Annotated in this window: 18 protein-coding genes; 17 read left to right on the top strand and 1 reads right to left on the bottom strand. The window is 71.4% G+C overall.

Features of this window, described 5'->3' with window-relative positions; translation table 11 throughout:
• Positions 1–34 precede the first annotated feature (34 nt).
• Complete coding sequence (locus AC5WAM_RS05555; RefSeq protein WP_495521790.1) at positions 35–1,540, bottom strand: carotenoid oxygenase family protein; 1,506 nt, start codon at positions 1,538–1,540, stop codon at positions 35–37.
• A gap of 314 nt (positions 1,541–1,854) precedes the next feature.
• Between AC5WAM_RS05555 and AC5WAM_RS05550 the strand changes: the two genes are divergently transcribed.
• The 17 genes from AC5WAM_RS05550 (at position 1,855) to AC5WAM_RS05470 (ending at position 23,237) form a co-directional block, all read left to right on the top strand.
• Positions 1,855–2,979, top strand: a complete 1,125-nt coding sequence (locus tag AC5WAM_RS05550; RefSeq protein ID WP_495521789.1) for a hypothetical protein — start codon at positions 1,855–1,857, stop codon at positions 2,977–2,979.
• 164 nt (positions 2,980–3,143) lie between these two features.
• Positions 3,144–3,761 carry a TOPRIM nucleotidyl transferase/hydrolase domain-containing protein gene (locus AC5WAM_RS05545; RefSeq protein ID WP_495521788.1) on the top strand — a complete coding sequence of 206 codons (618 nt, stop codon included), beginning with the start codon at positions 3,144–3,146 and terminating at the stop codon, positions 3,759–3,761.
• 256 nt (positions 3,762–4,017) lie between these two features.
• On the top strand, positions 4,018–5,250 hold the full coding sequence (locus AC5WAM_RS05540; protein ID WP_495521787.1) for a hypothetical protein: 1,233 nt from the start codon (positions 4,018–4,020) through the stop codon (positions 5,248–5,250).
• Between the two features lie 383 nt (positions 5,251–5,633).
• The gene (locus AC5WAM_RS05535) at positions 5,634–7,016 is read left to right on the top strand and encodes a TrpB-like pyridoxal phosphate-dependent enzyme (protein ID WP_495521786.1); all 1,383 of its coding nucleotides are present in this window, start codon (positions 5,634–5,636) and stop codon (positions 7,014–7,016) included.
• 97 nt (positions 7,017–7,113) lie between these two features.
• Complete coding sequence (locus AC5WAM_RS05530; protein ID WP_495521785.1) at positions 7,114–8,151, top strand: BtrH N-terminal domain-containing protein; 1,038 nt, start codon at positions 7,114–7,116, stop codon at positions 8,149–8,151.
• Complete coding sequence (locus tag AC5WAM_RS05525; RefSeq protein WP_366789473.1) at positions 8,148–10,268, top strand: molybdopterin-containing oxidoreductase family protein; 2,121 nt, start codon at positions 8,148–8,150, stop codon at positions 10,266–10,268. The genes AC5WAM_RS05530 and AC5WAM_RS05525 overlap by 4 nt, the downstream gene beginning before the upstream one ends.
• A complete protein-coding gene (locus AC5WAM_RS05520; protein WP_366789474.1) occupies positions 10,261–10,947 on the top strand; it encodes a class I SAM-dependent methyltransferase in 687 nt (228 codons plus the stop codon). The genes AC5WAM_RS05525 and AC5WAM_RS05520 overlap by 8 nt, the downstream gene beginning before the upstream one ends.
• Entirely contained in the window at positions 10,947–11,624 is a 678-nt protein-coding gene (locus AC5WAM_RS05515; RefSeq protein ID WP_366789475.1) for a hypothetical protein, read from the top strand. The genes AC5WAM_RS05520 and AC5WAM_RS05515 overlap by 1 nt, the downstream gene beginning before the upstream one ends.
• Positions 11,611–12,597 carry a BtrH N-terminal domain-containing protein gene (locus AC5WAM_RS05510; RefSeq protein ID WP_495521784.1) on the top strand — a complete coding sequence of 329 codons (987 nt, stop codon included), beginning with the start codon at positions 11,611–11,613 and terminating at the stop codon, positions 12,595–12,597. The genes AC5WAM_RS05515 and AC5WAM_RS05510 overlap by 14 nt, the downstream gene beginning before the upstream one ends.
• The gene (locus AC5WAM_RS05505) at positions 12,594–13,961 is read left to right on the top strand and encodes a phenylacetate--CoA ligase family protein (RefSeq protein WP_495521783.1); all 1,368 of its coding nucleotides are present in this window, start codon (positions 12,594–12,596) and stop codon (positions 13,959–13,961) included. Before AC5WAM_RS05510 ends, AC5WAM_RS05505 begins: the two co-directional genes overlap by 4 nt.
• 3 nt (positions 13,962–13,964) lie before the next feature.
• The gene (locus AC5WAM_RS05500; protein ID WP_366789478.1) at positions 13,965–14,213 is read left to right on the top strand and encodes a ferredoxin; all 249 of its coding nucleotides are present in this window, start codon (positions 13,965–13,967) and stop codon (positions 14,211–14,213) included.
• 7 nt (positions 14,214–14,220) lie between these two features.
• The gene (locus AC5WAM_RS05495; RefSeq protein ID WP_495521782.1) at positions 14,221–15,702 is read left to right on the top strand and encodes a tryptophan 2,3-dioxygenase; all 1,482 of its coding nucleotides are present in this window, start codon (positions 14,221–14,223) and stop codon (positions 15,700–15,702) included.
• Positions 15,703–15,713: 11 nt separating this feature from the next.
• Positions 15,714–17,222 carry a 4-hydroxyphenylacetate 3-hydroxylase N-terminal domain-containing protein gene (locus tag AC5WAM_RS05490; protein ID WP_495521781.1) on the top strand — a complete coding sequence of 503 codons (1,509 nt, stop codon included), beginning with the start codon at positions 15,714–15,716 and terminating at the stop codon, positions 17,220–17,222.
• Positions 17,212–20,265, top strand: a complete 3,054-nt coding sequence (locus AC5WAM_RS05485) for a flavin reductase (protein WP_495521780.1) — start codon at positions 17,212–17,214, stop codon at positions 20,263–20,265. The genes AC5WAM_RS05490 and AC5WAM_RS05485 overlap by 11 nt, the downstream gene beginning before the upstream one ends.
• Positions 20,266–20,267: 2 nt before the next feature.
• Entirely contained in the window at positions 20,268–21,389 is a 1,122-nt protein-coding gene (locus AC5WAM_RS05480; RefSeq protein ID WP_495521779.1) for an AMP-binding protein, read from the top strand.
• Positions 21,390–21,459: 70 nt separating this feature from the next.
• Entirely contained in the window at positions 21,460–22,419 is a 960-nt protein-coding gene (locus AC5WAM_RS05475; RefSeq protein WP_495521778.1) for a carbon-nitrogen hydrolase family protein, read from the top strand.
• Complete coding sequence (locus tag AC5WAM_RS05470; protein WP_495521777.1) at positions 22,416–23,237, top strand: carbon-nitrogen hydrolase family protein; 822 nt, start codon at positions 22,416–22,418, stop codon at positions 23,235–23,237. Before AC5WAM_RS05475 ends, AC5WAM_RS05470 begins: the two co-directional genes overlap by 4 nt.
• The last annotated feature ends 1 nt before the right edge of the window (position 23,238 follow it).

Raw genomic sequence — 23,238 nt, 5'->3', positions numbered from 1 at the left:
GGTCAGGCGCCTCTTCCCCGCGAGCGGGCCCCACCTACCGGTCCGCCACCCAGCTGCCGTGGAAGCCGAGCGGCACCCGGCCGGGCAGCCGGACACGGGCCAGCGGGCGGCCGGTGAAGTCCTGGGCCGCGAGGACCACCAGGTCGGTCGCGCCCCGGTCGGGGTCGTTCACATAGGTCAGGACGTAGCCGTCGTCCTCGTCCCGCGCGCCCCGGCGCGGCACGAACACCGGCTCGCTCGCCGCCGCGCCCTTCGGGAGGCGGTGCGTCTGCTTCGTGCCGCGCAGCATGTCGTGCTTGACCAGGTGGTCGGTCAACTTCCCCGCCGGGGGCACGCCGTCGACCGTCAGGTAGGCGCGCCACATCTCCGCCGCGCTCACCGTGTATCCGAAGCGGTGCCTTCGCGAGACCAGGGACTCGTTGACGCGGGGGAACTCCTGCGGCAGGTCGTCGACGCGGGTGCCGTGGACCCGGCCGCCGCGCAGGTCGATCCGCCAGCGGTCGAGCGTCGGCGTCCCGGTCGCGCCGGGCCCGCCGCTGCCCCGGCCCGCCGCGTGGAAGGGGGCGGGCATGGAGGTGAAGTCCACCACCACCTCGTCGCCCTGGTCGTAGGCGTTGAGGGTGTGCGAGAAGTAGACCGGGTCGACCTCGAACCAGCGCGTGGTGCCTCCGGCGCGCGGCATGACGCCCACGCGCGGGGGGTGGCGCTCGTTCCAGACGTACGGCACCAGTGCTCCCGCCTCGGCGGCCGCCGCGTCGAACGTGATCGGCACGTCCATGATCACCACGTAGTTCCGGGTGAGGGCGAAGTCGTGCATCATCGGCGCGTCCGCCACCGGGATCCTGGTGGTCCGCGCCACCCGCCCGGTGCTGTCGATCACCAGGTGCCGCACGTGGTCCCAGGTGGGGTAGTACGTGACCGCGTGCAGCTCGTCGGCCGCCGCGTCGTACTTCGTGTGCGCGGTGAACGAGCCCTTCAGGGTGCGGCGGAAGTCGTACGGGCCCGCCGTGCCCAGCTCCCCGTCCAGCTCGTACGGCAGCGGCCCGCCCTCCTGGAGCGCCAGGATCCGCCCCTTGTACGGGATCACGTGCGTGTTGCACGCGAAGTCGTCCGGCGGCACCGGGCCCGGGTACGGCTCGCCGAGCTTCTTCGCGACCCCCGAGGAGCGCACCCAGCGGTTGCGGTACCACTCGGCACGGCCGTCGCGCAGCCGCACCCCGTGCACCATGCCGTCGCCCAGCATCCAGTGGTGCGCCCGCGGGTCCTCCAGGCCGAGCGCGTTCGGGCCGGTGCGCAGATAGCGGCCGTCCAGGTCGCGCGGCAACCGGCCGGTCACCTCCAGGTCGAACGCCGTCAGCTCCTCCGTGACCGGCGCCAAGGCGCCCTCCAGGAAGGGCAGGTGTCCGCCCTTGGCCGCGCGGCCCGTCGTCGTCTGTGCCGCCGCCGCGTAGTGGCCGCCTCCATAGCCGCCGACCACGCTGCCCGCCGCCGCGAGTGCCGCCCCCTGAAGGACCCTCCGCCGCGTGTGACTGGCCATCATGTCTCCCTGTCGCTCGTCGAACCGCTCGCCTGTGACAGGGACAAGCCTCCGCCGATGGAGGCGCCGGGTCAGTCGGCCCAGGGCCCGGAACGGGGGTGGTGTTGAGACCACCCCGTTCCGGGGGGCGGGACCGCGGAGGCCGCCCCGGTGCCGCCTCGGTGTTGGAGCGCGTGCGGAGGCGGAGCGGGCGGAAAACACTCACGCGCGTGCGTTCCCTCTACGTGTGGCTTGCTGCACGCTCTCCCCACGCACGGCTCGTACCGCTCGCACGGCTCACGCCGCTGCCACGGCCGCACGTCCCAGGGGGCATCGCCATGGACCGCAGACGCTTCGTCGGCGGCGCGTTGGGCGCGGCGGCCGGAGCCGCCCTGCTGCGCGTGCCGGAGGCCGGGGCCGCCGCGCGGGCCGACGGCTGGCAGCAGGTCCCGGTGCCCGGCGCGCCGGAGATGGCGGGCCTGCGCTCCGTGGCCGCCGCGGGGCCGCGCCTGGCCTGGGCCGTGGGCACGGAGGGCCTCGACCGCGGCACGTACGGCAGGCCGCTCTCCTACCTCTGGAACGGCACCGACTGGACCCGCACGGACACGGCGGGCCTGCACTTCAACGGCTTCCTCATGGACGTCGCGGCCAACGCATCGGGCGACGCGTGGGCCGTCGGACTCGACCGCGAGAACAGCCTGTGGCACCTGTACGCCTGGGACGGCGACGGCTGGGAGCGCGTTCCCTTCCCCGGCGACGGCACCCCGGGCACCACCGTCCACGCCCTCACGGTCGCCCCCGACGGGGACGCCTGGGCCGTCGGCTCGTACGAGAACGGGTCACGGACGATGCACTGGAACGGGCGGCGCTGGCGCTGGCTCCGTCCGCTGCCCAGCGGCAACAGCAGCCCCGCGGTCAGGGTGCGGCGCACCCGCCGCGGGGACGTCTGGATCCACGGCAACGGAGTGTGCGCCCGCTGGGACGGCACCTGGCACGAGATCCCGGTCGAGGGCCACCCGACCTACGTCACCGGTCAGCTCCCGGTCGCCGCGGACGACATCTGGGTGTGCGGCTACGACTGGATCCTCACCGGCGGCCGCCCTCCCGGCGCGCGGCTGCGCCACTACGACGGCACCGCGTGGCACCACGTCGAGCTGCCCTTCGCCGCCGGGGAGCTCGTCGGCGTGGTCGGGGACGGCCGGGACCGACCGGACCGCATCGCGGGCTGGGAGTACCCGAACTGGAACCAGGCGCACTACCTCCGCTGGGAGAACGGCGGCTGGGTGAGCGAGCGGGGACCGGCGTCCCCGTCTCCGGTGCTGATGAACGGGATCGCGCGCGTGCCCGGGACGCACACGTACTGGGCGGTGGGGTCGACGTCCTTCTTCCCGTACCCGCCCGGGCAGGCGCGGGTCGAGCGACTGTGCGTGCCCGGCCCGACGGGGACGTCCGCGCGGAGCTGACCGGTGCGATGCGGTGCGGTGGGACGTGGGGCGATGCTGAGCTGCGTGGCGCGGTGCGACGTGGGGCGAATGCTGAGCGGCGTGGCGTGGTGCCGGGCGGCACAGAGCGGTGCGGCGGCGGAAATTCACTACCCCGCGGGCCGGAAACAGCGGAGACTCGCCGCATGTCTGACATGGAGGCGTTCCGTGAAGCGGTCGTCGCGTGGGCGGCGGGAGGGCCCGGCGACCTCGCGCGCGAGCTGGCCGAGCAGCTGCCCGTACGGGCGGTCGTCCTGCTCGAAGGACCGAGCGACGTCGCCGCGGTCGACGCGCTCGCCGCGAGCCGCGGCCGGGACCTGGCGGCCGAAGGCGTCTGCGTTCTGGCCATCGGCGGCGCCATGAGCGTGGGGCGCTTCGCCCGGCTCCTCGGCCCCCGCGGACTCGGCCTCCGCCTCACCGGGCTGTGCGACGAGGCGGAGCGGCGCTACTACGCCCGCGGCTGGGAGCGCGCCAGCGCGGCACCGCGGGACTTCTTCGTCTGCGCGGCGGACCTGGAGGACGAGCTCATCCGCGCCCTGGGCGTGCCGCGCGTCGAGGAGCTGGTCCGGGCGGAGGGCGACCTGCGCGCCCTGGAGACCTTCCTGCGCCAGCCCGCGCAGCGGGACCGCACCGCGCACGAGCAGCTGCGGCGCTTCCTCGGCACGAAGAAGGGCCGCAAGATCCGCTACGGCCGCGTCCTCGTCGAGGGACTCGCGCCCGACCGCGTGCCCGCACCGCTCGACGGGCTGCTCGCCAGCCTCTGACCGCTGGCGGGCTGCTCACCGGGCTCCGACCGTCGGCGGGCTGCTCACCGGGCTCCGACCGGCCGGGGCGGCCCCGCGGGCATCACCCGGCCGACCGGCCGGAGGCGGCCACTGCACGAACGACCGGCATACCGGAGGTGGCCGGAACCTCGCCCGTCGTGCGGCAGGAGTGTCGAAGTTGTGGACGGGGTAGCGCTTCCTCCGACGGAATCACCGACCATACTGGTCATGCCCTGACCACCCACAGAACGAGTCCATGGCCGAGAACAGCACCTCCGCGACCACCGCCCCCGACACCGCGTGGCTGGGGCGCGGGCGCCACCTCGGGCCCGAACCCGAGCAGGACGTCCGGCGCAACCTGATCGCCCTCAAGGCGGCCGGGGTGCTCGACGACTTCCTGGACCTCGACCCCGCCGACGCCGCCCGCTCCAGCGTCCTGCACCCGCGGGACGAGGCCGCCGACCCCGGCCCCTCGGCCCGCCGTCTCTTCGAGGCCCGCTGGCGCGTGGCCGACGACGTCACGGTGCGCGCGCAGCTGACCACGTACGACCCCGAAGGCCGCCGCAAGGACGGCGCGGGCGTCGTCTGGGTCCTCGCCGCCGAGGCGGACCGGGTGTGGGACGCGCACTGGCCCTCGCCCGCCACCATGTTCTGGCCCGACAGCGACCGCGTCGCCTGGGACCACGACACGGTGGGGGAGCTGCGCCTGCGGACGACCAACCACCTGCCGAAGGACGACGACGAGCTGCGCCGCAGGCTGCGGGAGAGCATCCGGCAGAGCTGGTTCATCCACGTCGTCGTGCACGAGGCGATGACGCCCGACGCGACCGGGCAGCAGCCCGTCTCGGCGTTCCTGCCGCCGGGCCTGCGGCACCGGGTGGTCGAGCACCGGGGCACGCCGGAGCAGGCGCAGATCGCCGACTTCGCGATGAAGCGCGAGCTGGGCGTCCGGATGCCGCGCGGCGGTGCCGTCATCCTGCCCGTGGAGCCGCGGAGCCCGGACTACGACGCGGAGCGCTTCACCGTGCGCAGCGTCTTCCTCGACGGCTCGGAGCCCACCGAACTCCTCGACAGGATCACGGAGTTCGCCGCGCTGCCGCGGCCGCTGCCGGACGAGGCCGAGCGGGCCCTGACCCGGCTGCGCCAGGGCTGGCACCTGCTCACCCCGGACGAGGAGCTGGCTCACGCCCAGCACATGGTCACCAAGTACGCCGAGGCGCTCGACGCCATGACGAAGTCGCGCGACCTGTACCGGGAGGCGGCCGAGGCGGCTCAGGCCGCGCTGGCCGACGCGTCCGGCGGCGGTGGCGCGCCGCTGCTGTCCGGGTCGGGCTCCGCCAAGGCGGAAGGCTCGCCGCTGAGCGCCCTCACACGGGCGTTCGGCCGCTTCCGCAGGGACCCCGACAAGGACCGGAGCAAGGGGCCGAGCGCGGAGCCGGCCGGGGAGCGGGGCGAGGGCCCGGCCCCCGACGAGGACCCCGGCAAGTAGAGCCGCGCCGACAGCACGTGCGTGCCCGGCGTCCCCGGCCCGCCCACGAGCGCACCGGCCGGGGGCGGGGGCCGGGCCCCCGCCGACACATCTGCTCAGTTTCGATCGCACCCGATCACACTTGACCAACAAGCGAGCGGCCCGCTCGCCCCGACGGAATGCGATCATTTGGCTAATGGCGATCAATTCGCTATCCGTCGCATCTGAGATCAATAGCAAATTGCGCCCGGACGGTATTTACTGTTGCGCCATCGCCGAACGTCCGAGTAGGCTGACGCCCCATCGCGGGATTTGAACGGCTCTTGGACGCGACGCCCCAGCAATCGCCAGCCGATTCAAGATCGTCTGAATGATCAACTGGCGTGGACAAAAGATCGCGTGCAATGAGATTCAGGCGGGGGAATGAATTGACATCTCATCCTGCACATGATGCTGTGCGCATCCCATCGGTATTGCCCGAGGTTCCGGCCCCAAGTGATCGGCCGGGGTCATGCGTACCCGAGTACTGGTACAACTTCTTGGGTGACTTGCCTGCCCCTTTACCTCGAATACGGGACTCCGGTAGCCCCTCGGCGGCAGCAGTGGCCGCACAGGTCCGACCGCGAGCTCTCGTCGCACAGAACAATCCGTCCGACCGCTGGGTACCCGTACCCGAGCAGGTCGGCGAGCGGCTGCGGCAGTGCGGACGCCCGACTCCGCTGCACCGCGCCCACCAGCTGGAGAAACACCTCGGCACGGCCGCGCGCATCTATCTGAAGCGCGAGGACGTCCTGCCCACGGGCAGCTTCAAGCTGAACACCGCGATAGCGCAGGCGTTCTATGCGGCGCAGGAGGGGCGCACCTCTCTCGTCACCGAGACGGGCGCCGGGCAATGGGGCATGAGCGTCGCCCTCGCGGCAAAGATGTTCGGCCTCGAAGCCGAGATTTTCATGGTCAGGTGCTCGCTGGAGCAAAAGCCCTACCGGCGCCACTACATGGAGCTCCTCGGGGCCCAAGTGCACCCATCGCCATCTCCCAGGACCGAGATAGGCCGCCGGATCCTGGAACGCAATCCGGATCACCCGGGGAGCCTCGGAACCGCGATCAGCGACGCGATTCAACACGCACTCGACAAGCCTTCCGCGGCCTATCTCTCCGGAAGCGGAATGACGCACATCTATCTCCATCAAACGCTCCTCGGACTCGAAGTCGAGGCGCAACTCAGAGAAATACACGGAGAGGCCATCGGAGTCGCCGGACGCGGTGACCACCTCATCGCGTGCTCCGGAGGCGGCAGCAATCTCTGCGGTCTGATCGGCCCCTATCTGCGCGCCCGCGCCGACGGCGCCGACCTCCGCCTCCTCGCCGCGGAATCCACCGCCGCTCCCCGTCTCACGGCGGGCACCTACACCTACGGCCGCGCCGACCTCGGCGGATTCACACCGGAGGTCCTCGGCTACTCGATGGGGGAGGACTTCGTCCCGCCCCCCGTCCACGTCGGCGGCCTGCGCAACCACCACAGCTCCGCCGTCGTCAGCCTGCTGCGCCGCGAAGGCGTCCTGGACGCCGTCGCGTTCGAGCAGAGGACAGCGCTCGAAGCGGGCAGGCTGCTGCTCCAGACCGAGGGCCTGCTGCTCGCCCCCGAGGCGAGCCACGCGGTCGCCGCCGCCCTCGAAGTCGTCGCCAAGGCCGACGCGCAGCACCTCGAACCGGTCGTCGTGGTGCTCGCCAGCGGCTCCGGGCACCTCGATCTGCAGGGCTATCACGAAGTCCTGCGCGACGCGTGAACCGACGACCACCGCTCGACGCGTGAACCAACCACTGCTCGACGCGTGAACCGACCACTCCCTACCGCACCCTGACACCTCGCGCCCAGGAGGTTCCATGCGCTTGGAGGCCTTTCAGCCGCAGGTCGGCGTGCACTGTGAAACCACGACGCTGCGCAACATGCTCCACCACGCCGGCGCGCGCCTTTCGGAACCCCTTCTCTTCGGACTCGGCCAGGGAATCGACTTCCAGTACTGGGACGCGCCGGTTCCCGGGCACGGCGCGCCCATGCTCACCGGCCGCGTCGGCCCCGGCGAGATAGCGCACCGGGCGTGCGTCGCACTCGGCGCGACACTGTGCCGAGAGCGGCCGCCCGACCCCGACGCCGCGCGCACGCGAACCGCCGAACTGCTCGCCGCGGGCCACGTGGTGGGCGTGACCGTCGACATCTACCACCTCGACTACTTCTCGTCGCGGAGCCACTTCGCCGCGCACTGCATCGCGGTGTACGGACTCGACGACGACCTCGCGCACGTCGTCGACACCGAACAGCAAGGCGGGGCGCAGACGCTCCCGGGCGAGTCGCTGCGCAAGGCGCGGAACTCCCGCGAGGGATTCCTGCCGTCGCCGAACCTCCAGATGCACATCGGCGGCCTGCCGCACCGACTCACCACCGACCGCGCGGCCGTACCGCGCGAGCAGATCTGGCACGCCGTCCGCGCCACCGCGGAGCGGATGCTCACCGACCGCGGCCCCCGGCGCGGCCTCAGCGCGCTGCGGAGGGCCGCGGCGGAGGTCTCCGGGTGGCACGACACCCTGACGCCCAGCGAGGAGCTGGTGCCCGCCACAGGGCGCTTCTGGCGGTACGCGGGCACCGGCGGAGCGAACTTCCGGGCGCTGTACCGCGACTTCCTCCACGAAGCGCGCCACCGCACCGGCGAGCCCGGTCTGGACCGCGCGGCCGACGCCTTCGAGGGCGTGCGGCAGCAGTGGGACGAGGCGATCGACCTCCTGCTCGGCTACGGCGAAGCGGCCGACCCCGGCGGGCGGCTCAAAGCCGTCGAAGCCCTCCTGCACGCGGCCGCGGACGCCGAACAGTCGGCCTTCGAGCGCCTGCACCGCCTCGCCGGAGAACGGGTGGGTGAGTCGCCGTGACCACGCGTGACGTCGACCGGCCCCGCACGACCCGGGTGAAGACCATCTGCCGCATGTGCCACGGCGGTTGCGGCGCCATCGTCGATCTGGTCGAAGGCGTCCCGACCGCCATCCACGGTGACCCCGACAACCCCACGAGCGAGGGCTACTTCTGCATCAAGGGCAAGGCGGCACTCGACCTCGTGCACAGCCCCGACCGGCTCACCACCCCGCTGATGCGTACAGGACCGCGCGGCTCCGGGACGTTCCACCAGGTCAGCTGGGACGCCGCCCTGGAGCGCATCGTCGGCGAACTCACCGCGAACATCGAGCGGTACGGACCCGAGTCGATCGTCCTGGGCCAGGGAACCGACCGCAACTACCAGGAGTGGGTGTTCCGGCTCGCGAACGCGATCGGCACGCCCAACGTGGTCGGCCCGGCCCACGTGTGCTTCTACCCCCGCGTCATGGCCTCCGTGCTGACGTACGGCGGGTTCACCTTCTGCGACTACGACGGCGACCCCCACGTCATCCTGCTCTGGGGGAGCAACAAGCCGAACACCCACTCCGACGGCGTCATCGGCATCAAGCTCCTGCGCGCCGTCGAGCGCGGCAGCCGCGTCATCGCCATCGACCCGCGCCGGACGCAGACGGCGGCCCGGTCGAGCCTCCACCTCGCCGTCCGGCCGGGCACCGACGGCGCCCTCGCCCTCGGCATGATCAAGATCGTCGTCGACGAGGGCTGGTACGACCGCGACTTCGTGGCCGCGCACACCACGGGCTTCGACGAACTCGCCGACCACGTCCGCGCCTACGACCTCGACACGGTGTCCCGCATCACCGGCCTCGCCCCGGAGCTGATCCTGGAGGCGACGCGCGCCTACGCCCTCGCGCCGCGGGCGTGCATCGAGGCGGGAACCGGCGTCTCGCAGAACGAGAACTGCTTCGACACCTACCGGTCCATCGCCATCCTCTCCGCGATCTGCGGAAACCTCGACGCCCCCGGCGGCGACCTCATCTGGGACCCGATGCCGATCGAGGGCCGCCGCGCCTTCCCGCGCACGGACCTCCTCGGCGACGACCAGGCGAGGAAGCGCATCGGCGGGGACAGGCACAAGGTCCTGTCGATGTCCGGCTGGGTCGCCCCCGGAGACCTGCACGAGGCCGTCCTCAGCGGCTCCCCGTACCGCATCAGCTCGCTGGTGCTCTTCGGCAGCAACGTCCTGGCCTCGTACGAGAACACCGAGGCGGTCCTCAAGGCCCTGGCGAAGCTCGATCTGATCGTCGTCTGCGACCTGTTCATGACGCCGACGGCCAGGTTCGCCGACGTCGTGCTGCCCGCGTCGAGCTGGCTGGAGCGGGACCAGATCGTCGAGTTCAACTCCTACCTCGCGGCCAGGAGGAAGGTGACGCACGTCGACGGCTGCCGGTCGGACGAGGAGATCATCCTGGAACTCGCCGCCCGGCTCGGCCTCGGCCGGCACTTCTTCCCGTCCGTGGAAGCGGCGCTCGACGCCAAGCTGGCGGGCATCGGACTCACCTGGGAGCAGTTCAAAGAAGTCGGCTACATCCGGAATGAAAAGCGCTACTTCAAATACCGGGCCGACGGCTTCCGCACCCGGTCGAAGCGGGTCGACCTCGTCAACAACGCCTTGCGCGGCATGGGTTACCGGGAACTGCCGGTATTCAAGATGCCACCGGCCCCGAGCCCCGAACTCCCGTACCTCATGACGAGTGCCCACGCGCGCGAGTTCTACAACAGCGAGTACCACCAGCTGCCGACCACGGCCCGCGGCCGGGCCGTGCCGCGGCTGACCGTGCACCCGCGGGCGGCGGCGCGAGAAGGACTCAAGGACGGCGACGAGGCGGAACTGTTCACACGGCCCGGAGGGCGCGGGGTGCGCATGGCGGTCAAGCTCTCCGAGGACGTCGAACCGCACGTCGTAGTGGCGGACGCCTGTTGGTGGTATCCCGACGAATCCTCGGTCGCCGCCTCCCTGACGTCCTCCGTCAATCTCGTGACAAGCAACGATCGGACCGACGAGCACATGGGGAGCGCGACGATGAGAGGCGTACCCGTAGGAATTCGGCGAGCCGGTGCACCGTCCGGCCCGGTGACACGAGCCGACCATGCATAGCGCGCGTGGCAGCGTCGCCGGCCGGATCCCGGAGACCGACGAAGGCCTGCAAGGCGACGAACTGGCGCTCAAGTACGACGAGATGCAGCGCCACATCCGCGATCAGGGCTGGCTGCAGGAGAAGGTCGACGACATCCTGGCGGCGGACATCACCTCCGGGACCGTCCTGGAGGTCGGCTGCGGGCCGGGCTACCTCGGTCTGGAGTGGATCAAACAGGTCACCGGGACCGTCAGCCTCACCGGCGTCGACATCTCCGAGGCCATGGTCCGCCGCGCGCGCGGGAACGCGGAGGCGTACGGCGTGGCCGGACAGTGCGCCTACGAATGCGGGGACGTCCTGGCGCTGCCGTACGAGGACGGCAGGTTCGAGCACGCGTTCAGCGCCAGTTCCCTGCACGAATGGGCGGACCCGGTGCGGGCCCTGTCGGAGATCCACCGCGTCCTGCGGCCCGGTGGCCGGTACTGCGTCATGGACCTGCGCAGAGACATCGACCGGACGACCTTCCAATTCATGAAGGCGAACATCGCGGCCGACATGCGGCCGGGTTTTCGCTCCTCGATCCGCTCCTCCTACATCAGGAGCGAGGTCGAACAGGTACTGCGCGACGCGGCGCTCACGACGGCCGCCGTGACGGAAGTCCAGATGGGCATCGTCATCGCCGGAAGGAAGGAAGCGTGATGGGCTCGATCACGGAGGGCTGGCCGACCATCGCCGCCAGCCGCGACGGACGCTTCCCCAAGCGTCCGAGCTTCGACACGGCCTGGGAACAGATCCTCGAAACCTCCGACACCTGGCGGAACGCGGACTGCGCGGAATACATCCGCGGCTGGTGCGGCACCGCCCCCGACCACATCGTCGACCACGTCGCGGGTGTCAACCACGTCGGCATCTACATGGGCGACTACGAACGCGACGAGGAAATCCTCACCTGGAACGCCTACCTGCGGGACCTGCAGAAGTCCGCGCACATCGCGACCGTCGAGATGGGCCCTTCGTACATCTCGCCCCGGCAGTACGGCACTCCGGGCTGGTGGAACGCGCTCGTCCTCCCGGACGGCCGGGCCATCGAAACGTTCGCCTGCATGGAGTTCGGCCCGTGGGCGGACCGCGCCGTGGACGAGCGCCGCCGCCTCATGTCCCACGTCGCCATCGACACCCGGACCGAGGACGGCGTCCGCTTCGTCCTGGACGCCCTCGAACGGGACGTCGACAGCCTCGAAGTCATCGCGTTCACCGAAGCGGACGAACTCGGCCACACCTACGGCCACGTGCGGAACAACGCCGACATGTCCGTGCTCGAAATCGTGTACCAGGCGCCGCGGGACGAGAGTGAACAGCCCCATGGGAGTCATTGACATCACGCCGTTCTCCGGCGACCACTGCGAATCCACCGCTCTGGTGAACATGCTGCGCAACCGCGGCATCGACCTCAGCGAGCCCATGGTCTTCGGCCTGGGACAGGGCCTGTCCTTCCTCTACTGGCACTCGAAGCAGATGCCCGCCCCGTTCCTCGCCGGGCGCGTCAAGCCGGACCAGCTCATGCGCAACGCGGCCCGGGCCCTCGGCCTCGACCTGCGCGAGCAGCGGACCGCGTCCCGGACGAAGGCCGAGTCGAGCCTCGTCGAGGCCCTCGACAACGGCGACGTGGTGGGCCTGAAACTGGACCGCTACCACCTCGACTACGCCCAGGAGGACCACCACTTCGCCGCGCATTACGTCGCCTGCATCGGCTACGAGGACGAACGGTTCGTCGTCGTGGAGACCTCCTCGCTCGGGGTCCGGTCGACGTCCCGGCAGAGCATGGCCGAGGCCCGCGCCGCCAAGGGGCCCATGAGCTCGCGCAACCTCTCGTTCGTGATCAGGGCCGCCGGATACGACCCGACGGCGCCGGCCGAGGCCTGCCGGGCCTCGATCCGGGCCACCGCCCGGGAGTTCCTGCGCCCGCCCATCGCGAACCTGGGCTTCAAGGGCATCGCGAAGACCAGCGCGGTGATGCGCAAGGGATGGGGCCGCCTGGAGGACCCCGGCCGCGTCCTCGGGCTCGTCGGCACCAGCATGGAGGAGGGCGGCACCGGCGGCGGGCTCTTCCGGACGCTGTGGGCCCGCTTCCTCGAAGAGGCCCACGGCCTCACCGGCATCGCGGCGTACGAGCGCGGCGCGACCGAGTACCACCGCGTCTCCGAGCGGTGGACGGCGGTGGCGAACCTCCTGCGCGAAGCCGACGACTCCACCGCGCACGCGGCCCTCGACGAGGCCGCGGCGATCGTCGGCGAGCTCGCGACCGAGGAGCAGAAGGCGATGGCCGAGCTGGAGGAGGCGTCCCGATGACCACGCTGGCCAGGCCCGCGGGGCCCGACGCGCCCGACAGGCTCCGCGACGTGCTGCTCGCCCGCGTCGACGTCGCCCGCCACGTGGCGGAGGTGACCTCCTTCGACCGGCGGGCCCTGGACTCCTGGGTGCGCCAGGCGCTCGCGGCGACGGTGCAACACGCCTGCGGCAACTCCCCGTTCTACGCCGACTTCGTCCCGGCCCACCTGGCCCGGGCCGCCGCGGACGGCGAGCCCGGGGCGTTCGGCGCGCTGCCCTTCACGACGCGCGAGCACCTCTCCGCCGCCTACCCCCTCGGCATGCTGGCCGTCCCGCGCAGGGACGTCATCCGGTTCGACGAGAGCTCGGGCACGGGCAACGGACGGCCCATCGCGGCGTTCTTCACGCGCAGGGACTGGCTGGAGAACAACCTCACGGTCGCCGCCCTGCTCTCCCGCGTGCTGGACGAGCGGGACGTCGCGGCCATCGCCGTCCCCTACGAACTCGCCGGTGTGGGGCAGGACCTCGACCGCGCCATCGAGGTCCTGGGGTGCACCATCGTCCCGCTGGGCGCCGCCTCGCCCTCCTGCACGCCCGAGCGCATGGTCGACGCCCTGCACCGCTCGGGCGCCACCACGCTCGTGTGCTCGGGAACGCGCGCGCTCTACCTCGGCGAGATCGCCCGGCGCAGGGGCCTGGACCCGCGCACCGACCTCAAGGTCTCCAAGATCCTCATGGCCGGTGAAGGAGCGTCACCGGCCAAGAAGCGGCGCCTCGCCGACCAGTGGGGCGCGACCGCGTACTCGATGTTCGGGATGACCGAGACCAACACGCTCGCCATGTTCTGCGCGCACCGCGAACTGCACCTCGTGGAGACGCGCACGTACTTCGAGATCGTGGATCCGGCGTCGGGCGAGCCCCTGCCCGACGGCGGCGTCGGCGAGCTCGCCCTGACGACGCTCGCGAGCCGGGCGATGCCCCTGCTGCGCTACCGGACCGGGGACGTCTGCCAGATCGAGGCCGCGCCCTGCGCGTGCGGATCGCCGCTGCGCAGGCTGCGCCACCGCGGCCGCATCGGCGACCGGATCCGGATCGGCGAGCGGGGGACGTCGCAGCTGGAGATCGAGGACATCGTCCTCGGGGCCCTGACCCGGCCGCCGTACTACTTCGCCTTCCACGTCGACGGCGGCGTGCTGGAGATCGCCCTGCCTCCCCGGAGCGCCGACGACGACGCGACGAGGACGGCGGTCGCCGACGGCGTCCGCGACCGCCTCGGTGTGCCGACCCGGCTGCGCCGCCTCGACGTCTCCCGGTTCGAAACCGCGCTGCGCACCTCGGCCAAGCCGACCATGCGCAACTTCAGCGCGTACCAGGAAGGGAGCTGAGGCGTGCCGACCGAACTGCCGCTTCCCACCCGCCTCCCGCTCGCGGGGCGGTTCGCGATCGATCAGACCTGCATCGACTGCCGCCTCTGCCAGGACCTCGCACCACAGAACTTCGAGTGCGACGTCGACAACGACGTCCACTACGTCTGCAAACAGCCCGAAACGATGGATGAGCTCGAATGTGTCATCGACGCGCTGGACTCCTGCCCGACCGAATCGATCCGGTATCTGGCTGCGTCTACGGAGGAGTGATGGCGGAATGTCAAGCCTAGAACATCCGGGGCGAGCCGAAGCGGGTGCTGAACGCGCCGCCGACGGGCGGCGGACGACCGAACTCGGCCCGGTGGCCGAGAGCTACGACCAACTGCACCGCATCGACCTCCTCGCCCTGGCGCGGGAGTCGCGGGGGGTGCCCCCGGCGTCCTACGACTCGTTGGTGTGCGCCGTCTTCCAGGCCGCGGAAGTGTGCCTGCTCAACCTGGTGCGGATGGCGGCCCGGACGCAGGCGTGCGTCGAGGCCGAGGACATCGCGGGCGCGTCCCGCCACATCCAGTGGAGCAACGGATTCCATCGGCTGCTGCGCAAGCTCGGCTCGGTGATGTTCGACTTCCGCAGCATCTTCGGGGCCAGCAGCACCGCCGGATCCACGAGCATCAGCATCGCCGACTCCGCGGGGTACGCGGCGTACGCCGACGCGCTGCGCGGCCTCGAAGAGACCGTGAAGGAGTCGCTGCTGCTCGGCGCGCCGGACGTGGCTCGCGCGACGATCGCGTCGAAGAGCATCGACGACGCGCTGTACCGCGTGCTGCACGGCATCAGGATCGGCTGTCACGACGCGACGAAGTGGGAGGGCGACCTCACCGGGGTGCCCGTGGAGACCCACAGCGGCGTGGACGAGCTCCTCTCCACCGAGATCCTCGCGCGGGCGGTCGCCGCCACCGAGCTGAACGCGGCGACGCTGCACGGCGAGTTCGTCGCCCTGCACCAGATCCCGGAGATCCTGTGCGCCGAGGCCAATGACCACCTCGAAGTCGCCATCCGGCACCTGCGCTCGTCGTCCCTGAGCGAGGCGGCGCAGCACCTCGCGGCCTGCCGCACGATGCTGGAGCCGATCGTCGAGGCGCAGCGCGTGATGGCCGAACACCTGGCGACCGGCGAGTACCACGCCTTCCGTACGAACCTCGGCCCGGCGAGCGGTACGCACTCGCTGGCGATCAAACAGCACATGTTCAAGGACCTGTTCAAACACCTGTGGAACGACATGGAGGCGTGGCTGGGCTCGCTGGGGGAGCCCTCCCTCGACGAAGCCGTGCGGCACATCGACGAGCGCCGGCACCAGGACGCGGCGGCATGGCTGCGGCACAGCGTGGTCGACCAGGCCTTCCAGCTGCACTTCGCCCACCAGGAGTGGCGGCACGAGCATCTGCACATGCCGCGCAACTGCCTGGGCAGCGGCGGGACGAAGTCGATGATCGGCATCCCCGACGGGCCCCAGGCGGTCTACAAGATGCGCGAGGCGGCGAACTGCCAGAGCGCGCTCGCCGCGGTGCACCGGGCCCGGCGCGTGAGCCTCGCGAACTCCGCGCCGGACTCACCGCTCGCCAAGCTCATCGCGGACCCGGCGTCGGTGGACTCCGAGCTGATGCGCGTGGTGGGCGAGGCGACGCGCGAGTACTTCCCGCAGGTGCAGGAGCAGAGCTACCAGCCGTTCCGCTCGGGTGCGGCCGAGCGAAACCCCTAGGAGTGCTGACGGTGACGACAGCAGAACCGAAGGCCTCCGACACCGCGGGGCCGAGCAACGACATCGAGATCCTGCCGGGCTCCCCCGGCGGCGCGTGGCGCGGGCAGGAGTACACGGCCAGCCTCCGCGACAAGCGAGAGGTCTGGTCCGACGGCCGCCGGATCGACGTGACCGGCGAGCCGAGGTTCCAGCCGATGCTGACCACCCTGGCCGGCCTCTACGACGACCAGCACGCACCGGACCGCGCGGACGAGATGCTCTACCGGTCACCCACCACGGGCCGGCTCGTCAGCCGCTCCTACCTCGCGCCGTCGAACAGGGAGGAGCTCAGCCTGAAGTGGCGGAACTCCCGCCGCTGGGCGGAGAGTTCGGGCGGCCAGCTCTCCCGGGTGCCCGACTTCATGGCGAACGTCGTCGTCGGGCTCTACGACTACCGCTTCGAGCTGGCGAAGGTGGATCCGGAGTTCGGCCGCAACGCGGAGAACTACTACCACTACTGCCGCGAGAACGACATCTCGCTCACGCACGGCCTGGGCGACCCCCAGATCGACCGTTCGTCGAGCCCCCTTGAGCGCCCCGAACTCGGGCTGCGCGTGGTGCGCCGCGACGCGGAGGGCATCGTCGTACGGGGCGCCAAACAGATCGCGACCCTGGCCCCCTACGCCCACGACGTGCTCATCTACCTCTCCCCGGCGAACTACCTCCGCGAGGACCCGGCCTACGTCTGCTGGTTCGGCATCCCCATCGCCACCCCGGGGCTGCGCGTCCTGTGCCGGAAGTCGTACGTCGACGAGTCCGGTGGCCTGGCCTCGCGGTTCGACGAGCAGGACGCCATGCTCGTGTTCGACGACGTGTTCGTGCCGATGTCGCGGGTGTTCCTGCTCGACGACTCCGGCGTGGCCGCCCGGGGGTTCCACGAGCTCAACAAGTGGTCGCTCTACACCGGCCAGCTGCGCTTCTACTACCGGCTGCGGACCATGCTCGGCGTGGCCTCGCTCCTCGCCCAGTCGATCGGCGTCGACAAGTTCCGCGAGGTCGCCGCCATGCTCGGCGAGTTGACCTCGTACGTCGAGATCGTGCGCCTCGGTCTCGCCGCGGTGGACGCCGAGTGCGTGCCGACCGCCTCCGGCCTGCTCGCCCCGGGCTCCACGGCCGCGCTCGACGCCGTCGCCGGGGGCTTCTCGGCCAGGGCGTCGGCCATCATCCGGCAGATCGGCGCCTCGGGTCTGATCATGCAGCCCACGCACGGCGATCTGGGTGCGGCCGAGCTGCGCGACGTCCTGGACACCTATATGTGCGGGCGGGACGTCGGCGTGGACGAGAAGGCCCGGATCTTCGCGCTCGCCGCGGACCTCGTCGTCGACCGCTTCGGGATGCGCCAGGAGCTCTACGAGTCCTGGAACCGCGGTGACCCGGCACGGGTCCGCTCGATGCTGTACGCCACGTATCCGGACCTGGAACGGTGCGAGAGCCAGGTCCGCGAGCTGCTCGCAGGACGGAACGGCAGTCATGGTTCTTGACAGCATCGTTCTCGAGGGAGTGGCCACCCACAATTTGAAGTCCGTCGACGTCTCGTTTCCCAAGGGAAAGCTGGTCGTCGCCGTCGGGGTCTCGGGGTCGGGCAAGTCGTCCCTCGTCATCGACACCCTGTTCGAGCATTCCAAGTCGCTGTACCTGGGCGCCCTGTCGAGCAAGTCCCTCGACATGGGGGACGCCGACTACCAATTCGACCGCATCGCGGGCACACAGCCGCCCGTGGCGCTGCGTCAGCGCGACGGCGGCCTGTCGAATCCGCGCTCGACCGTCGGCACCCTCACCGGTCTCGACGGGCTCTACCGCCTGCTGTTCGGGGCGGGCTCCAGGCCCGTCTGTCCGGCCTGTCTTGGGCCGACGAAGCCGGATCTGTTCTGCGACGACTGCGGCTGTTTCGCCGAACCGCACACGGCCCGGCACTTCAGCCCCAACAGGAAGGAGGGCAAGTGCCTGCACTGCGACGGCGTCGGCGAGATCGTCGATTTCTCGCTGGAGAAAATCATTCCCGACCCGTCGAAGACGCTGCGGGAAATCTGGGACAACGCCGATCCGGGCACGTTCGCGATTCCCAATGTGCGCAAGGTCTTCGAAGCGATGGCAGCGGACACGGGTCTGGACCTCGACACCCCCTATGAATCGTTGAGTCCGGAACAACGCGAGCGGGTACTCCACGGCTCGGACACGGTGTACACGATCAAGGTCCGCAAGGTCACCAACGACTTCCGCTTCGAAGGAATTCTGGGATTCCTCCAGCGCTCGTACAAGAACACCTCGTCCGCGTCGCGGCGCAACGCGTTCACGAACTACCTGGGAAAGGAGCCGTGTTCCGCGTGCGCGGGCGGACGGCTCAGGCCCGAGTCGCTCAGGGCGACGGTCGCCGGGCACACCTTCCACGACTTCCAGAGCGACGAGCTGACGCACGCCATCGCCCGGCTGCGGGAAGGCCTGTCGTCGGGCGGTCTGCCGCCGCAGGTCCGCGAGCTCGCGACGGCCATCGTCAAACAGAGTGCAAACATCGTGGAGGTCGGCCTGGGCCATCTGCACCTGCAACGCCCCGTGGCGACGCTGTCCGGCGGCGAACTCCAGCGGCTGCTCCTCGCCCAGCACCTCGCGAGCGATCTGACCGGAGTCATGTACGTCCTGGACGAGCCCACCGCCGGCCTCCACGAGAGCGACACGGGCAAGCTCCTCACCTCGCTGCGCCGGCTCAGGGACCTCGGGAACACCGTCATCGTCATCGAGCACGACGAGACCGTGATCAGGGCCGCCGACTGGATCGTCGAGCTGGGCCCGGGCGCGGGGTCGCGCGGCGGCGAGGTCGTCTTCCAGGGCCGCTTCGCCGACCTCCTGCACGCCGCCCAGTCGCCGACGGCGGCCGCCCTGCTGTCCTCCGCGCCGAACCGCACCAAGCCCGACCTGAGCGACAGGGAGTGGCTCGAGGTGCGCGACATCTCGCGCAACAACGTCGTACGGCAGACCGCGAGGTTCCCGATCGGCGGGCTCACCTGCGTCTCCGGCGTGTCGGGGGCGGGCAAGAGCTCGCTGGTGGCGGGCGTCCACGACGCCGTGTCGCGGGCCATCGCCCGGCGCGTGGCGGGCGTGGCGGACGACAGCGCCGACGTCGCGGGCGCGGACGCCCTGGACGAGGTCATCCACGTCGAGCAACGCGCCATCGGCCGGTCGAGCCGCAGCACGCTCGTCACCTACATCGGCATCAGCGACCACATCCGGGACGCCTTCGCGGCCAGCGCCGACGCGGCCGACCGAGGCCTCAACCGGGCGCAGTTCAGCCCGAACGTGCCCGGTGGCCGCTGCGAGGCGTGCAAGGGGCTCGGCCTCTCCGAGATCGAGATGACGCTCTTCAAGAGCGAATTCATCGTGTGCCCGGAGTGCGAAGGCCACAAGTTCCAGGAGCACGTGCTCGACGTGCGCCTGCGCGGCAGCAACATCCACGACGTCCTGTCGATGACCGTCGAGGACGCCCTCGACTGGTTCGAGCCGGACAGCCATCCGAAGGTCGCCCAGGCCCTCACCGTCCTGAACGAGTTCGGCCTGGGATATCTGCAACTGGGGTGCGCGACGACCACCCTCTCCGGCGGCGAGGCACAGCGGCTCAACCTCGCGAGCGAGCTGCTCAAACAGCGCCGCAGCCGTACGCTGTTCATCTTCGACGAGCCGACGCGCGGCCTCCACGCCGCCGACATCCGCCATCTCCTGACGCTGTTCGAGCGGCTACTGTCCACGGGCAACACCATCGTCGTCATCGAGCACCACACGAAGGTCATCTCGATCGCGGACTGGGTGGTCGACCTCGGCCCCGGCGCGGGCGGCGACGGCGGCCGCGTCATCCACTGCGGCACCCCCGAGGACCTCGCCGACAACCCGGACAGCAGCACGGGACAGTACGTGCGCGCGCTCCGGGACGGTGTCGGCCCGCCGGTGCACCAACCGGAGGCGGCCGAGGCCTCCGGGGCCGTGGAACACGCGCGGCCGGGCGGGGCGCCCGATCTGCGGGGCCTCGCGAAGCTGCTGCCGCTGGCCATCACGGTGGTCGCCGGGACGAAGCGGCACGCCGAACAGAACGGGGGGACGCCCTACGGGCTCGTGATCGGCTCCCTCACCGTCGTCTCCGAGGAACTCGCGCTGATCGGCTTCCTGGTGCGCTCGCGCAGCACGAGCTGGTCGGCCATCGCGGGCGAGGGCCGGTTCTGTGTCAACGTCCTCGACGAACAGCAGACGGACGTGGCCGCCGCGCTCTCGCAGGGCAGGCCGGACAGCCGCTTCGAGGACCTGTCCTGGACCCCGTCGGCGAACGGCTGCCCCCGGCTCTCCGGCGCCTTCGGGACCATCGACTGCAGCCTGGAGTCGGCGTACCAGCTCGGCGATCACGAATTCGTCCTGGCGAAGGCCGTGAGCGTCGACATGAACCCCCAGCAGGACCGGCGGCCACTGCTGCGCACGGGCCCGCCCGACAGCGCCCTCGACGCCTACGGATGGCGCCGCTACGACGACGAGGCGGGGGTGAGGTGACGATGTCCGAGCCCACATCGAGGCTGTACGAGCGCTTCCTGGAGCTCCTTTCGCCGGGGCCCGGCCCCGCCGAGCCGCCCCCGCCGGGCGGTGGCCGGGAACCGGCCCGCGCGCGCTACGGCGAGCGGACCGACGGCGCGGGCCGCTCGCACGCCGTCCTCATCACCCGGGACGAGTGGATCCTCGACCAGATCGACCTGGCCCGGTCCTTCGACCAGCTCCTGACGGCGGACGACGTCGTCGTGGTGGCGGTCCCGTACGAACTGTCCTTCACCGGTGCCGGAGTCGACCGCGCCATCGAGCTGGTCGGCGCGTCCGTGATCTCCGTCGGCACCAGCAACACCATCTGCCCCATGCCCCGGCTGCTCGCGCTGATCAAGGAGTACGAGGCGACGGCCCTGGTCTGCTCGCCGAGCCTGGCCACGGAACTGGCCGGCCTCGCGCTCGCGTCGGAGCAGCCGCTCGACCACTCGACCGTCCGCTCCGTGATCTGCGTGGGGGAGGCCTGCTCGCGCAAGCGCCTCGACCGGATCGGCGCCGCGTGGGGCGCGCGGGCCCACGCGCTCTACGGGACCGCGTCGACGCCCACCGTGGCCGTTCCGTGCGCGTACGGCGCGCTGCACGTGTGCGACCACCGGCTGCGGGCGTCCGTCCGGGACGTGCCGAGCGGCCGGGCCGCCCCCGACGGGGCCCGTGTGCGGGGCGCCGTCACCCGCGGCGAACTGCTGCTCGCCGCCGCGGACACCGGCTCGCCGGACGGCGAGAGCCGTGCGACCGGTGAGCTGGTCGAGCTGGGGCCCGCGGACCGTGGGTGCGCCTGCGGTGCGGGGAGCGCCGTCCTGACTCCGCTCGGCCCCGTGAGCGAGGCGGTCGCCGCCCGCCGCGGGCCGGTCTCCGCGGTCGACGTGGAGCGCGTCGTCTTCGACCGCGCCGAGCTGGCGCCGCACTTCGCCTGCGCCGTCCGGGAGGGCGGATTCGACGTGACGTGCGCGGTCACGGACGGGGAGGCGGTCCGCGACGGAGAGGCGAAACGGTCACTGGAGAAGCGGATCCGCGCGGAGCTGGACGTCGAGGCCGACGTCCGGATCGTCGCCGTGCACGACTGGAACACCCCCGAGTCCTGACCTTCTCCCGGCCGCGGCGAAGCCCTCGCCGCGGTCGAACCACCGGTGGCATCTCGAGGAGACGAGACGTATGAGGGTAGCGGTAGTACAGACCCGCTGGGCCGACGATCACCACGAAGGCCTGCAGAGCGCGTACAAGGCGATCGAGGAGGTCTGCGGCGGCGGCGACATCGACATGGTCTGCTTCCCCGAGTTCCTGCTCGGCCCGCCGTGGTACATGCCCGGCCAGGACGGCTTGCGGGGGCGCACCGACACACCCGTCCCCGGGCCCGTCGTCGACGGCTTCCAGTCCCTGGCCCGCAAGGTCGACACGAACATCCTCCTGGGCTCGATCGTGGAGGACCTCCAGGACGGCATGTACAGGAACACCTCGCTCCTCATCGGCCGCCAGGGAGCCATCACCGACCGCGCCATCAAGGCGCACGCGTTCGGCAACGAGATGGTCGTGTGCCGCCAGGCCGAGTCGCTCGGCGTCATGCGGACCGAGTTCGGCCTGATCGGCGTGGCCGTGTGCTCGGACTTCTGGATCCCGGAAGTCATCCGGCTGCTCGCCCTCGCCGGGGCGCGCACGATCTTCGTACCCGGCGGAACGCTCCGCCAGAACCAGGCCCTGATGGTGAACGCGCTGCGCACCGCGGCGTACCTGAACGACGTCACCCTCGTCTACGCCAGCTCGGTCGGCGTCGTCAGGGGCGTGCGCGGGGACCGCCTCGTCGAGATCCACTTCGCCGGTACGAGCCTGGTCACCACGCCGGGCGGCATCGTTGCCCAGGCGGGCAGCGACGAGCCGGAGGTACTGGTCGTCGACCTGCCGTCCACGGCCGACGGCGACGGGCCCGCGGGCGGCGACGGCCGGCGCTGGCAGGAGCTGCGCAGGCCCGGCGCGTACGGGGCGCTCCTGAACGGCTACGTCGGAGCGCGCCGCGACCTCGCCGCCGAACTCCGGTCGAGCATGGCCGAGGCGGGCGGCGCAGCGGACCGAGGTCGCCCGGTCGCGGCGACCCCAGGGAGTGAGGGGACGGGTTCGTGACCATCTTCGTGGCACAGCACGCGCGGCGGCCGAGCGCCGAGGCGACGGCCGAAGTCGTCCTGGACGACCTCGACAGCTGGGTGAGCGCCGAGGCCAAGTTCGTCGTCCTGCCGGAGAACGCGTTCGCCGGCCGCGACGGCTCCGTGGTCCTCCCGCTCGACCTGCGGGAACGGTGCCTGGAGCGCCTGACGAGGCTGGCGCGCAGGCGCGGCACCTACGTCCTCACCGGATCGTGGGCCGAGGAGCGCTCCGGCGGCGACTCGGTGCAGGTGACCCGCCTGCTCGACCCGAGCGGTGCGGTCCGCGCGCAGGTGGAGCGGCCGCTCCTGCCCGACGGGACGACGGGCACCGGGGACGACTTCCCCGTCGTCGAGACCGAGTTCGGCCACGTCGGCGTGTTGCTCGGCCCCGACTTCTGGCTGGTCGAGCCGCCGCGCATCGAGTGCCTCGGCGGCGCGGAGCTGCTCCTCGTGGCGGGCTCGCTCGACGGCAGGGAGCAGGCCGCGCAGCGGGCCGCCGTCTGGGGCATCGCGACCCTCAACACCGTCGCGGTGGCCTTCGCGAGCTCGCTCAGCGACCGCTCCGGCGGGGGCAGCGCCGTGGCGATGCCCGAGGGGTTCGCCGCCGAGGGGGACACGCACGAGACCGTCCTCGAAGCGCCCTGGGACCTCGAACGCGTCCGCTACCTCAGGGAGCCCGACCTGCGCTTCCAGCAGACCCTGTGGTTCGGCCTGTGGGCACGCCGACCCGATCTGTACGCGGCGCTCGTGGACGGCCACGAGGCGGCCGGGCACCCGAGCCGGGCGCAGGTGGGCTGAG

This window comes from Streptomyces sp. JLYT201 (genome assembly GCF_059448825.1).
Note: the sequence above shows the minus strand (reverse complement) of the source record. Positions and strands in the feature narration are given on the sequence as shown.